Annotated in this window: 11 protein-coding genes, 2 tRNA genes and 1 pseudogene; 1 reads left to right on the top strand and 13 read right to left on the bottom strand. The window is 69.5% G+C overall.

Going from position 1 to position 13,101, the window contains the following annotated elements; genetic code table 11:
• Positions 1-7: 7 nt before the first annotated feature.
• From clpX to Q9S36_RS00995, 5 genes and pseudogenes are all read right to left on the bottom strand, one after another.
• Entirely contained in the window at positions 8-1,276 is a 1,269-nt protein-coding gene (gene clpX, locus Q9S36_RS01015; RefSeq protein ID WP_064002236.1) for an ATP-dependent Clp protease ATP-binding subunit ClpX, read from the bottom strand.
• 129 nt (positions 1,277-1,405) lie between these two features.
• The gene (locus Q9S36_RS01010) at positions 1,406-2,071 is read right to left on the bottom strand and encodes an ATP-dependent Clp protease proteolytic subunit (RefSeq protein ID WP_064002237.1); all 666 of its coding nucleotides are present in this window, start codon (positions 2,069-2,071) and stop codon (positions 1,406-1,408) included.
• Positions 2,072-2,091: 20 nt separating this feature from the next.
• Positions 2,092-2,688 (bottom strand): annotated as a pseudogene (locus Q9S36_RS01005) (ATP-dependent Clp protease proteolytic subunit); the annotation flags it as partial.
• Positions 2,689-2,853: 165 nt separating this feature from the next.
• A complete protein-coding gene (tig, locus tag Q9S36_RS01000; protein ID WP_311283607.1) occupies positions 2,854-4,398 on the bottom strand; it encodes a trigger factor in 1,545 nt (514 codons plus the stop codon).
• Between the two features lie 68 nt (positions 4,399-4,466).
• Positions 4,467-4,543, bottom strand: a tRNA-Pro gene (locus Q9S36_RS00995).
• A 94-nt stretch (positions 4,544-4,637) separates the two neighbouring features.
• On the opposite strand from Q9S36_RS00995, the gene Q9S36_RS00990 reads away from it, so the two are divergent.
• Positions 4,638-4,711 (top strand) — tRNA-Gly (locus tag Q9S36_RS00990).
• Between the two features lie 73 nt (positions 4,712-4,784).
• On the opposite strand, the gene Q9S36_RS00985 is transcribed toward Q9S36_RS00990, so the two are convergent.
• The 8 genes from Q9S36_RS00985 to Q9S36_RS00950 all read right to left on the bottom strand — a co-directional run bounded on the left by Q9S36_RS00985 (position 4,785) and on the right by Q9S36_RS00950 (position 13,031).
• The gene (locus tag Q9S36_RS00985; protein WP_311283606.1) at positions 4,785-7,247 is read right to left on the bottom strand and encodes a DEAD/DEAH box helicase; all 2,463 of its coding nucleotides are present in this window, start codon (positions 7,245-7,247) and stop codon (positions 4,785-4,787) included.
• Positions 7,244-7,999, bottom strand: a complete 756-nt coding sequence (gene tatC / locus Q9S36_RS00980; protein ID WP_311284437.1) for a twin-arginine translocase subunit TatC — start codon at positions 7,997-7,999, stop codon at positions 7,244-7,246. Before tatC ends, Q9S36_RS00985 begins: the two co-directional genes overlap by 4 nt.
• Before the next feature lie 61 nt (positions 8,000-8,060).
• Entirely contained in the window at positions 8,061-8,315 is a 255-nt protein-coding gene (tatA, locus tag Q9S36_RS00975) for a Sec-independent protein translocase subunit TatA (protein ID WP_311283605.1), read from the bottom strand.
• Between the two features lie 56 nt (positions 8,316-8,371).
• Positions 8,372-9,331: a WYL domain-containing protein gene (locus Q9S36_RS00970; RefSeq protein ID WP_311283603.1), complete on the bottom strand. Its 960-nt coding sequence runs from the start codon at positions 9,329-9,331 to the stop codon at positions 8,372-8,374.
• Complete coding sequence (locus tag Q9S36_RS00965; RefSeq protein WP_217531512.1) at positions 9,328-10,326, bottom strand: YafY family protein; 999 nt, start codon at positions 10,324-10,326, stop codon at positions 9,328-9,330. Before Q9S36_RS00965 ends, Q9S36_RS00970 begins: the two co-directional genes overlap by 4 nt.
• Positions 10,327-10,370: 44 nt before the next feature.
• Positions 10,371-11,336 carry an FKBP-type peptidyl-prolyl cis-trans isomerase gene (locus Q9S36_RS00960; RefSeq protein ID WP_311283601.1) on the bottom strand — a complete coding sequence of 322 codons (966 nt, stop codon included), beginning with the start codon at positions 11,334-11,336 and terminating at the stop codon, positions 10,371-10,373.
• A 4-nt stretch (positions 11,337-11,340) separates the two neighbouring features.
• Positions 11,341-12,354 (bottom strand): tRNA (adenine-N1)-methyltransferase, encoded by a 1,014-nt coding sequence (locus Q9S36_RS00955; RefSeq protein WP_311283600.1) that lies wholly within the window; start codon positions 12,352-12,354, stop codon positions 11,341-11,343.
• The gene (locus Q9S36_RS00950; protein ID WP_311283599.1) at positions 12,351-13,031 is read right to left on the bottom strand and encodes an HAD family phosphatase; all 681 of its coding nucleotides are present in this window, start codon (positions 13,029-13,031) and stop codon (positions 12,351-12,353) included. The genes Q9S36_RS00955 and Q9S36_RS00950 overlap by 4 nt, the downstream gene beginning before the upstream one ends.
• Positions 13,032-13,101: the final 70 nt, after the last annotated feature.

Genomic DNA, 13,101 nt, shown 5'->3' with positions numbered 1-13,101 from the left:
GCGGGCGTCAGGCGCTCTTGCGCTTCTGGCGCAGCACGAGGGTGGGGGGCGCGCCGTCCTGGACGGCGGCGCGCGTGACCACGACTTTGTCAACGTCCTCCGCGGAGGGGATCTCGAACATGATCGGACCGAGGACGTCCTCGAGAATGGCCCGGAGACCGCGGGCGCCGGTCTTGCGGGCGACGGCGAGGTCGGCGACGGCACGGAGCGCATCGTCCTCGAACTCGAGCTCGACACCGTCCAGCTCGAACATCCGCTGGTACTGCTTGACGAACGCGTTCTTGGGACCGGTGAGGATCTCGATCAGCGCGGTCTGGTCGAGCGGCGACACCGTCGTGACGACGGGCAGGCGGCCGATGAACTCGGGGATGAGGCCGAACTTGTGCAGGTCCTCAGGGAGGACGTCGCGGAAGACGTCCAGCTCCTGCTCCTTGTCCTGCAGCGGAGCACCGAAGCCGACGCCGTGCTTGCCGACACGCGACGAGATGATGTCCTCGAGCCCCGCGAACGCGCCCGCGACGATGAACAGGACGTTCGTCGTGTCGATCTGGATGAACTCCTGATGCGGGTGCTTGCGACCGCCCTGCGGCGGCACCGAGGCGACGGTGCCCTCGAGGATCTTCAGCAGTGCCTGCTGGACGCCTTCACCCGAGACGTCGCGGGTGATCGACGGGTTCTCGGCCTTGCGGGCGATCTTGTCGACCTCGTCGATGTAGATGATGCCCGTCTCGGCGCGCTTGACGTCGAAGTCGGCGGCCTGCAGCAGCTTGAGGAGGATGTTCTCGACGTCCTCGCCGACGTAGCCGGCCTCGGTGAGGGCCGTCGCGTCCGCCACCGCGAAGGGGACGTTCAGCCGCTTGGCGAGCGTCTGCGCGAGGTACGTCTTGCCGCATCCGGTCGGTCCCAGCAGCAGGATGTTGCTCTTGGCGATCTCGACCTCGTCGGCGCGCTGCTCGGCGGACTGGATCGTGCTGCGGGCGCGGACGCGCTTGTAGTGGTTGTAGACGGCGACGGCGAGGGCGCGCTTGGCGGAGTCCTGACCGACGACGTACTCCTCGAGGAAGCTGAAGATCTCGCGCGGCTTGGGAAGGTCGAAGTCCTTGACCTCACCGTCGCCGGACTCGGCCATGCGCTCTTCGATGATCTCGTTGCAGAGCTCGACGCACTCGTCGCAGATGTAGACGCCGGGGCCGGCGATCAGCTGCTGGACCTGCTTCTGGCTCTTGCCGCAGAAGGAACACTTGAACAGGTCGGCGCTCTCACCGATGCGTGCCATGGTGTCCCCCTCAGGATCTCGTGCCGGTGGAGATGAGCCTAATCGCAGATCCGGGCACGGGGTGGATTGCGACGCGAGTGTGGACGACGACGCCCCGCCGACGGATCGGCGGGGCGTCGGGTGCCGGCATCACGCGGTGATGGCGGCGGGGGTGCGCTTGCGCGAGGTCAGGACCTGGTCGACGATGCCGTACTCGAGCGCCTCCTGGGCCGAGAGGATCTTGTCGCGGTCGATGTCCTTGTTGACCTGCTCGACGGTGCGGTTGGTGTGACGGGCCATCGTCTCCTCGAGCCAGGTGCGCATGCGGAGGATCTCCGCCGCCTGGATCTCGATGTCGGACGCCTGCCCGTGACCGGCCTCGCCGACGGCCGGCTGGTGCATGAGGATGCGGGCGTTCGGCAGCGCGAGACGCTTGCCGGTGGCACCCGCGGCCAGCAGGACGGATGCCGCCGAGGCCGCCTGTCCGAGGACGACCGTCGACACCTGGGGCGAGATGTACTGCATCGTGTCGTAGATCGCCGTCATGGCCGTGAACGAGCCACCGGGCGAGTTGATGTACATGATGATGTCGCGGTCGGGGTCCATCGACTCGAGGACCAGCAGCTGCGCCATCACGTCGTCCGCGGACGCGTCGTCGACCTGGACGCCCAGGAAGATGACGCGGTCCTCGAACAGCTTGTTGTACGGGTCCTGGCGCTTGTAGCCGTACGCGGTGCGCTCTTCGAACTGCGGCAGGATGTAGCGGCTCGAGGGCATGGCGACGCCCTGCGGGCGACCGAAAGTGGGGGTGTGCATTCTCTTCGTCCTCCGGGCGATCAGTTCTCGGTCCCGCCACCGCCGGCGACGTCGGCGGCGTGTTCGCGGATGTGGTCGACGAAGCCGTACTCGAGGGCTTCCTCGGCCGTGAACCAGCGGTCGCGGTCGCCGTCGGCGTTGATCTGCTCGACGGACTTGCCGGTCTGCGCGGACGTGATCTCCGCGAGACGGTTCTTCATCGAGATGATCAGCTGGGCCTGGGTCTGGATGTCGCTGGCCGTACCGCCGAAGCCACCGTGGGGCTGGTGCAGCAGCACACGGGCGTTGGGCGTGATGTAGCGCTTGCCCTTCGTGCCGCTGGTCAGCAGGAGCTGACCCATCGAGGCGGCCATGCCGATGCCGACGGTGACGATGTCGTTCGGCACGAACTGCATCGTGTCGTAGATCGCCATGCCGGCGGTGATCGAGCCACCGGGCGAGTTGATGTAGAGGTAGATGTCCTTCTCGGAATCCTCGGCCGCGAGCAGCAGGATCTTGGCGCAGATCTCGTTCGCGTTCTCGTCGCGCACCTCGGAACCGAGCCAGATGATTCGGTCCTTCAGCAGCCGGTCGAAGACACTGGTCGCCATAAGGGGTTCAGCCATGGATGCTCTCCTGGATTCGTGTTCGTGCTTCGAATCTAGTGGCGCGTCCCGAGCGCCTCGCCCGTGTTCGCCGTGGGCATACCGGGGCGGGCATCCAGCCGCGCGCGGCCCGCGGACGTTGCCCGGAGACGCCGAAGGGCGGCGGGGCCGTGAGGCACCCGCCGCCCTTCGAAACGATCACTCCGCGTCGGCGGCCTTCTTGGTAGCGCGCTTGGCGGGAGCCTTCTTGGTGGGCGCCTCGGCGGCGTCCGCGTCGGCCTTCTTGGCGGCCGGCTTGCGGGCCGGAGCCTTCTTGGCGGCCGGCTTCTCCTCGGCTGCCTCGTCGGCGGCATCCGCCTTGTCGGCGGCGGCCTTCTTGGCCGGAGCCTTCTTCGCCGGAGCCTTCTTGGCAGGCGCCTTCTCGGCGGCCGGCTTCTCGTCGGCTGCCTCCTCACCGGCGTCCTCGTCCTCGGCGGCGAAGCCGGCCAGGTCGACCTTCTTGCCGTTGGTGTCGACGACGTTCACCTTGCCGAGCGCGATCGCCAGGGCCTTGTTGCGGGCGACCTCACCGACCATGAGCGGGATCTGGTTGCCCTCCTGCAGCGCGTTGACGAAGTCCTGCGGCGACATGCCGTACTGCGCCGACGACTGGATGAGGTACTGGGTGAGCTCCTCCTGGGAGACCTGCACCTCGTGCTTCTCGGCGATCTTGTCGAGGATCATCTGCGTGCGGAACTGCTTCTCGCTCGCCTCGGTGACCTCGGCGCGGTGCACGTCGTCCTCCAGGCGGCCCTCGCCCTCGAGGTGGGCGTGGACCTCGTCCTCGACCAGCTTGGCGGGGACGGGGATGTCGGCCTTCTCGATGAGGGCCTCGACGAGCTTGTCGCGCGCGGCGGAGCCCTGCGTGAAGACGGCCTGCTCCGAGACACGCTCGACGAGGCTCTCGCGGAGCTCGGCGATCGTGTCGAACTCGGAGGCGACCTGCGCGAAGTCGTCGTCGGCCTCGGGGAGCTCGCGCTCCTTGACGGCCTTGACCGTCACGGCGACCTCGGCCTCTTCACCGGCGTGGTCGCCGCCGACGAGCTTCGAGCGGAACGTGGTGTCCTCACCGGCGGTGAGCGACTCGACGGCCTCGTCGATGCCCTCGAGCAGCTCGCCCGAGCCGACTTCGTAGGACACGCCCTCGGCGCGGTCGATCTCGGCGCCGTCGATCGTGGCGACGAGGTCGAGCTCGACAAAGTCGCCGGCCTTGGCGGGACGGTCGACGGTCACGAGCGTGCCGAAACGGCTGCGGAGCTTGTCGAGCTCGGCGTCGACGGCGGCCTCGTCGGTCTCGACGGCGTCGACCTCGATCGTGATGTCGTCGTAGGAGGGCAGCTCGAACTCGGGGCGGACGTCCACCTCGACCTCGACCTTGAGGTCGCCGGAGAAGTCCTTCGTGCTCGGCCACTCGACGATCTCGGCGGCCGGGCGGCCGACGATACGCACCTCGTTGGCCGTGACGGCCTCGCGGTAGAACGCGTCGAGCCCCTCGCTGACGGCGTGCTCGAGGACGGCCTCGCGCCCGATGCGCTGGTCGATGATCGGCGCGGGGACCTTGCCCTTGCGGAAGCCGGGGATCTGGACGTCCTGCGCGATGTGCTCGTACGCGTGGGAGATGCTCGGCTTGAGCTCCTCCGGGGTGACCGTGATGTGGAGCTTCACCCGGGTGGGGGTGAGCTGCTCGACGGTGCTGGTGACCATGCCTGTCGTTCTCCTTGTCCGGCCGCGCACACGCGCGTCCGTTCGGTGATCTGGGTTCGTGGGGCCGTTGGTCGGGGCGACAGGATTTGAACCTGCGGCCTCCCGCTCCCAAAGCGGGCGCTCTACCAAGCTGAGCTACGCCCCGGGCGCGCACGCTGGCGAGCGCCGAAAAACGGCCGTTGGTCAGTCTAGCCGACCATGTCGGGTACACTCGTCGAGGCGCTCATCGCGGCGCCGACGGGGATGTAGCTCAATGGTAGAGCCTCAGTCTTCCAAACTGATTACGCGGGTTCGATTCCCGTCATCCCCTCCATCGCCCTCACGTTCGGCCGCAGGCCGTGCGGGAGGGCGATCGTGTTGTCAGCCGGGCCGCACCCGGCCAGGCGTCACACCGAGCTGTAGGCGACGATGCCCCGTCGCACGGCGTCCAGGGCCTTCCGCGCGGTCGTCGCGACATCGGCATCCGCCACGATCGACAGCTGGTCGAGCAGGTCGATCGTCTGCTTCGTCCACCGGACGAAGTCGCCCGCGGCCATGTCCGCCTCGGTGAGGACGACGTCGAGCGACGCCCCGCGCGCCCAGGAGTTCATGGCCTGCGCGAGGCCGGTCGCGATCGCCTCGGTGCCCGGTAGGTGGTGCGCCTGTTCGAGGTCGTCGAGCCGGCTCCAGAGGTCCTGCGTCTTCGTGAGGGCCTCACGGAACGGCCCGCGCGGCAAGCGGTACTCCCCGGCCTCGTCGCGGCGCGGCTCGTAGACGAGGCAGCACGCGAGGGCGGCGAGGCCGGCGGGGTCGAGCTCGCGCCACAGCCCGCGGCGCAGGGACTCCGCGACCAGCAGATCGCGTTCGCCGTAGATGCGGCGCATTGTGCGCCCGGCGGCCGTGAGCGTGGCCGCGCCGTCGTCGTCGAAGGCGACGTAGTCCAGCTCGGCCAGCACGTCGATGATGCGGTCGAAGATCCGCGCGACGGTGCCGGTGCGGGTCTCGATGTCGCGGCGCGTGCGATCGGTGCGCCGACGCAACTTCCAGTACCGCTCGGCCCAGCGGGCGTGGTTCTCGCGATCGGGGCAGCCGTGGCAGGGGTGCCGCTGCATCCGGCGACGCAGCGACTGGATCTCGTTCTGGCGTTGCTGACGGATGCGGGCCGGCGCCGTCCGATCGGCGCGGTTGAGCTTCTCGGCGTCACTGAGGTCGCGCCGGATACCGGAGTACTCGGCGAAATCGCCGCGGTCGCACGTCATCGACTTCTCGTAGCCCGCGAGGGATGTCTCGGCCTCCTTCACCTGCCGGGCGAGGCCCACGACGGCGCGGTCCGCCTGGAACTGCGCGAACGAGGACTCGAGGATCTCTCTCGCCCGCGGCCGGCCGAACTGGTCGATCAGGTTGACCGCCATGTTGTACGTCGGCCGGAAGCTCGAGTTGAGCGGGTACGTGCGGCGCGACGCGAGCGCCGCCACCGCCTGCGGGTCGAGCGACTCGGTCCACTGGACGACCGCATGCCCCTCGACGTCGATGCCGCGCCGGCCCGCCCGCCCGGTGAGCTGTGTGTACTCGCCCGACGTGATCGCGACCCGCGCCTCGCCGTTGAACTTCTCGAGCTTCTCGAGCACGACGGTCCGGGCGGGCATGTTGATCCCGAGCGCCAGGGTCTCGGTCGCGAAGACCACCTTCACGAGTTTGCGCTGGAACAGCTCCTCGACGACCTCCTTGAACGCGGGCAGCAGACCCGCGTGGTGGGACGCGATCCCCCGCTCGAGGTTGTCGCGCCACTCCCAGTAACCGAGGACGCCGAGGTCCTCGTCTTGAAGCGCCCGCATCCGCTCGTCGATGATCCAGCGGATCTCGTCGCGCTCCGCGGTGTCGGTCAGCCACACACCCGCGCGCCGGACCTGCTGCACCGCGGCGTCGCATCCGACCCGACTGAAGATGAAGAAGATGGCCGGCAGCAGGTTGGAGCGACCCAGCAGCTCGACGACCTGCGGACGGTCCATCCGCTCGGTCCGCATCGCCGTCGACGGTCGTACGGGACGCTTACCGCCCCGGTGCGGGCGGCGCCTCTCCTGATCGCCGCGTGAGCGGTACTCCATGGCGCGGCGATTGTTCTCGTAAAGGGCACCCTTGGGTGAGCGGATGCGGGTGAGCTCCTGGTTCACCTGTGCGGTGGCGACGCCGGCGCGGTCGTCGAACAGCGGCAGGAGGTCGCCGCGCACGAGGACGTGCTGCTCGAGCGGAACGGGACGGGTCTCGGAGACGATCACGGCCGTGTCGCCGCGGACCGTGTCGAGCCAGTCGCCGAATTCCTCGGCGTTCGAGACCGTCGCCGACAGAGAGACGAGGCGCACAGCGGGCGGCAGATGGAGGATGACCTCCTCCCACACCGGTCCGCGGAACCGGTCGGCGAGGTAGTGCACCTCGTCCATCACGACGTAGCGGAGTCCGCGCAGGGCCGGCGAGTCGGCGTAGAGCATGTTCCGGAGCACTTCGGTGGTCATGACCACGACGCGCGCGTTCCCGTTGATGTTCGTGTCGCCGGTGAGCAAGCCGACCTCGCCCTCGCCGTAGACCTCCTGCAGCTCGCGGAACTTCTGGTTCGACAGCGCCTTCATCGGCGTCGTGTAGAAGGCCTTGTCGCCCGGTTCCCGCATCGCGAGGTGGATGGCGAACTCGCCGACGATCGTCTTGCCAGCGCCCGTCGGGGCGGCGACGAGCACGCTCCTCCCCTCTTCGAGCGCGTGACAGCCCTCGATCTGGAACGGGTCGAGGTCGAACCGCTGCAGGGACGCGAAGGAGGCGGAGATCGGATGCCGGCGCTCCGACTGCGCGCGGGCGTAGCGTGCCGAGGGGTCCGTCATGCGACCGGAGCGAGGAGCGCCTCGTCGCGCTTGCGTTTGCGGCGATCGAAGAGCATCGAGAGTCCGGCGGCGGCGAAGAAGAGCACCGTCAGGATGCCCGCGAGGATGAGCATGCTGACGACGTCGGCTGCGGGGGTGGCGGCTCCGGCGAACACCGTCGCGATGACGATCGCCACGCGCCAGCCCTTGATGATCTCGCGGCCAGTCATGACGCCGGCGAGGTTCAAGGCGACGAGGAACACCGGGGTCACGTAGGCGACGCCCACGACGAGGAGGAGTTTGAACACGAAGTCGTAGTAGTACTTCGCGTCGTAGAAGTTGGAGGCGCCGACGGGCGTGAAGCCGGCCATCAGCTCGACGAGGTGCGGAAGGATCAGCCAGCCGGTGAAGGTGCCTGCGAAGAACAGGGGCACCGCGGCAGCGACGAACCCGATCGTGTAACGGATCTCCTTCCGCGTCAGCCCGGGCATCAGGAAGGCCCAGATCTGCCACAGCCAGACAGGCGCAGAGATGAGCAGGCCGACGGCGAAGGAGATGCGGATGCGGAGGTCGAAGGCGGATGTCACCGTCGCGAACATGAGGGTGACGGCATCCTCGTCACCTCGACGCTCGGCGACGATGCGGATGGGCTCCGTCATCGCCCAGATGATGCCGTCCGTCAGGATGAAGGAGACGATCATCCCCACGACGAGCGCCGCGGCAGCGATCAGCAGCCGTTTGCGGAACTCTCGCAGATGGTCGCCGAGCGACATCCGCTTGTCCCGGTAAGGGGCGTCGTCTCGCGCGGCGTCCCGTTCGGTGGTCGTCACTGAATCAGGATGCGGGGCCCTGCGATGGGCCCTGCGCGGGCGGCGGCGTCAGCGGGGTGACCGAGGACGGCGCCGGAGGAGCCTGGTGGTTCGGCGTCTCAGCCGGCCCGTCCTCCTCCTTCATCGCCTTCATCTCGCCCTTGAAGACACGCGCCGACTGACCGACGCTCTTCGCCAGCGCCGGCAGTTTGGCCGCACCGAACAGAAGGAGGATCACCGCCAAGACGATGAGAAGATGCCAGCCCTGCAGACCGCCCATGAAAGCTCCTCGGGGTTGAAGTCGTTCCAGTCTAACCGCCCGGGAGCGGCCGGTCCTCAGGTGTACTGCGCGAGCCCCGCCTCGGCCCACGCCCGCGCCGCTTCCCGCGCGGTGGCGGGCGAGACGACCTCGACGTCGCCCCCGAGACGCGCGGCCAGTCGCTTCAGGCTGCGCTCGTCACCGACCCGCAGACGGACCGACCGGACATCGCCCTTGCCCCGCACGACGGCGCGCGCCGCGAACTCGCCGAGCAGCGGAACGACGTCCTTACGGCAGCGGAGCTCGACGATCACATCGGACTCGGTCGGTTCGAACAGGCCCGGCAGCGGGTCCGCGCCGTGCGTGCTCGGGATGTCGGTGAGGACGACCTCGGAGACCCGGTCGAGGTGGAACGTGCGCACGGCCTGCCGCAGGTGGCACCAGCCCTGCAGGTACCACTGGCCGTCGGCGATGTGGACCTTGACGGGGTCGACCGTGCGGGTGGTCACCGGCGCATCCGGAGCCCGGTACTCGAACGAGACGGCGACGCCCTGCTGGACGGCCGCCGCGACCGTGGTGCGGACGTCGTCGACGACGGGGGTGGCGACGATCACCTCCGCCGGAGCACTCGACGCGCCGGCGGCGAGCTTGGCGAGGAGCCCCTGGACGACGCCGCTGTCCCCCACTCCCGGAAGGCTCGCCGCGAGCTGCAGGCCCGCCAGCAGGGCGGCCGCCTCGCGGGCGGTCAGCCGCGGCGTGCGCTCGAGCGCGACGGCGTTCGTGATCGAGATGGTGTCCTGCTCGTCGAGCAGATCCCAGTCGATGTCGAAGAGGTCGTTCGCCATCTGCCAGAAGCCGCCGTCGCCCGGCAGGCCGATGACGGTCAGCTTCTCGACCATCGAGCGCATCTCGTCGGGCGCGACCTCGAAGTCGCGTGCGGCGTCCTCGACGGTGACCTCGCCCTTCGAGATCAGGTACGGCACAAGCTGGAGGATCAGGGAGGCGCGGTCGGTCGCGACCAGCGGTTGCGCGCTCATCCGGCGGCCTCCGCGTGCAGGTCGCGGGCGCGGCGGAGGCGCGCGACGACGAGGTCGGCCAGCTCGACCGGCTCGATCACCCGGACCTCGGGACCGTAGGAGGCGAGCTCGTCGGCGAAGATCTGCGCGTCGACGTAGGGCACCCGGCATCCGGTGTCGTCGGCGGCGACCGCGCGACGGTTCAAGCGCACCGCGGCCTCGGTCCCCGGCTCGACCTGGACGAGCGCGCGCTGACGACGGGCGACCGCCTCGAGCCCGGCGATCGCCTTGTCGCCCGCGCCCTCGCGCAGCGAGAGATCGAACGAGGTCCGGGTGACGACGACGTCCGAGGAGATGCGGGTCAGCAGGAAGGTGCGCTCGGCGTCCTGCAGCAGATCGAAGCCGTACACGTGCCACCGACCCTCGTACTCGACGAGCGCCCACGGCTGCACACGGCGGCGGTGCGCGGCATCCGATCCGCCCTTGACGTAGTCGAACTCGACGACCCGCCCCTGCTCGATCGCGCGCTGCAGCGGTGAGAAGGACGGCTCGCGCAGGCTGATGCGCGGGGCGTAGCCGATGATGGGGGCGTCGACCTCGATGCCGAGCGCCTGGATCTTGCGCAGACCGCTGCGCGCCGACGCCGACATGGAGCTCTCGCCCCAGACGCCGCTGGCCAGGTTGAGCACCGCGATCTCGGCCGGGGTGAAGTCGATGTCGACCGGCAGGGAGTACTCGGCCGTCGGGATCCGGTACCGCGCCTCGCGGAGGTCGTCGGGGTCGGCGTAGTCACCGATCGTCTCGATCGGAACGCCGAGCGAGCGCAGGCTGTCCTTGTCGCGTTCGAACATCTTCTCGAGCGCATCCTTCGACGCACCCGCCGCCCCTTGCTCGCGGTAGCCCGAGACGGACGAGAGGATCGTGTCCTTCGTCAGCCCTTGCTCCGTCGCGAGCAACGCGACGACGAGGTTGACGAGCCGTTCCTCGGGCGCGCTGCGGATCGGATCGGTGGGCACACGGCAATCCTAGGCGCGGGACCGGTCGCCGGCCCCGCGCGGGCTCACTGTGTCGCCGTGGTGGCGTCGTCGCTCGTGTCGATCCCGAGGATGTCGATCACGAAGACGAGCGTCGAGTTCGCGGGGACGGAACCCGAGGCCGTGTCGCCGTAGGCCTGGTCGGGAGGGATGACCGCGAGCACCTGCGACCCCACGGTCTGACCCTCCAGCGCCTTCTGGAAGCCGGGGACGACGCTGTCCAGCGACAGCGTCGCCGGGGAGCCCTTCTCCCACGTGGAATCGAACACCTCTCCGGTGTTCCAGAGCACACCGGTGTAGTTGACGCGCGGCGTCGAGTCGGCGGTGAGCTTCTCGCCGTCGCCCTTCTTGAGCGTCTTGATGATCAGGTCCTTCGGCGCGACCGCGTCGGGGACGATGATGCCCGGGGTGCCGTCGGGGGCGAGGACGACGGTGGGGATGTTGCTGCCGTCGACGTACTGCGGCACGCCGTTCGCCGCCGGGAGGAAGACCGTGTTCACGTCGATGACGACCACGGCCGCCTGCTCCTCGCTCAGGCCGATCTGGCTCACGAGGTCGGGGTTCAGGTCCTTCGCCGGGATGGCCGAGACGATCCGCGAGCCCGGGCGGGCGCAGTCGAGGATCTTCTCGATCGTCGGGAACGTCTGCTCGAGGACGCTCACCTGGACGAGGCGGGTGGGCGCGGACAGTACCGTCTGACCTGTCGCGCCGTCGAGGAGCGTGATCCCCAGCTGGACGTCCTGCTTGCTCGTCGTGATCGGGGTGCCCGAGCCGGTCGCGATGTCGGTGAACGAGGTCTCCGTGACGTAGACCGGGTCGGTGGTGGTGGCCGCCGGTGCCGCCTCGGCATCCGTCACCTCGACGAGGTCGAGGGACGAGGCGGGCGCGGTGACGCGCTCGCAGCCGGCGTCTGCCGGACCGGTGGGGGCGCACCCGACGAGGGCCAGGGCGGTCAGGCCGAGCACGGCCACGGCAGCGGGGATCTGACGCATTGGATCAGTCTACGGTCTCGCCGGAGCGGTCCTCGGCAGCCTGCCGGGCGCCCTCGACGGCGCGCTGGGCGTCGCGCACCCGCTTGCGGAGGTTCTTGTCCGTGATCTCGCGGTCGCCCACGGCGCCGGGGGTCCATGCCTCGACGTCCTCGTCGGCGTACGACGGCTTCTTCAGCGCGCGCTTGCGCACATCGGGCGGCATCGCACCGGGGGCCAGGCGACGGGCGGTGAGGAGGAACCCGGTGTGCGCGACCATGCGGTGGTCCGGACGCACGGCGAGACCCTCGACGTGCCACCCCCGCACCATCGTCTCGGTCGCCTCGGGCTCGGTGAACAGGCCCGAATGCCGGATGTACTCGGCGACCCGGCTGAGCTGGGTCGCCGTCGCGATGTAGCAGAGCACGACGCCGCCCGGGGTGAGCGCCTCGGCCACGACGTCGATGCACTCCCACGGCGCCAGCATGTCGAGCACGACGCGGTCGACGCTCCCCGGCCCGGTCGCCTGCGGCAGTTGCTCGGCGAGGTCGCCGACGACCACCCGCCACGAGTCGGGGTAGTGCCCGAGGAAGGTTTCGACGTTGGCCTCGGCGACCTCGGAGAACTCCTCGCGGCGCTCGAACGACAGCAGGCGACCGGAGGGCCCGATCGCGCGGAGCAGCCACAGCGACAGCGCGCCCGAGCCGACGCCGGCCTCGACGACGGTCGCCCCGGGGAAGATGTCGGCGGAGGCGAGGATCTGCGCGGCATCCTTCGGGTAGACGATCGCCGCGCCCCGCGGCATCGACATGACGAAGTCGCGCAGCAGCGGACGCAGCGCCAGGTACTCGTGGCCGCCGCTGTTCACGACGACCGAGCCGTCGGGCTGACCGATGATCGCCTCGTGGCGCAGCACGCCGTGGTGCGTGTGCAGCTCGCCGCCCTCCCGCAGGGTGACGGTGTGCATGCGCCCCTTGGGTCCGGTCAGCTGGACACGGTCACCCAGCCGGAACGGGCCGCTCGGCCGCAGGTCGGCGCTCACGCATCCACCTCCTGGCGCACGCGGGCGAGCACGTCGGCGACGTCGGCGACGGTCCGGCCGTCGAGCGTGGGCCACAACTCGTGCGCCCCCACCCCGTCGAGCGGGACCATGTGCGGGATGCCGACCGTCACCGTGCCCGCGGCGATGGCGGAGGCGGTGCCGGTGAGCGAATCCTCGAAGGCGACCGTGTCGGCGGGATCCACCCCGAGCGCGGCACAGGCCTGCAGGTACGGAGCAGGATGCGGCTTGGCGTGGGTGACGTCATCGCCGCCGATGACGAGATCGAACGCGTCGAAGTCGATGAGCTCGGTGATGGCCCTCGCCATCCGGCTCATGGACATGGTGACGAGGGCCGTCGGCACGCCATGCTCGCGGAGCTCGCGGAGCAGCTCCCGAGCACCGGGACGGAAGGGCACGCCGTCCTCGCGCAGGCGGCGCATGACCTCGTCGGTCAGGTGGGCGACGATCTCGTCGACCTCGAGGCGCACACCGGCGCCCTGCAGGACGCGGGCCGCGTCCTCGAGGCCCATGCCCACCATGGCGAGACCGTCCTCATGCGTCCAGGTGCCGCCGAAGCGCTCGACGAGCGGGGTCTCGGCGGCCATCCAATAGGGCTCGGTGTCGACGAGGGTGCCGTCCATGTCCCAGAGGACCGCGGCGGGAAGGGGGGAAGTCACCGGTCAATGCTATGCGAGGGCTTCCGCCCGCCCGGTGACGGGCGGCGTATCGTGGGGGTACCGACAGAGA

The organism is Microbacterium sp. ARD31, from assembly GCF_031844425.1.
This window is presented reverse-complemented; position numbering and strand designations above follow the sequence as displayed.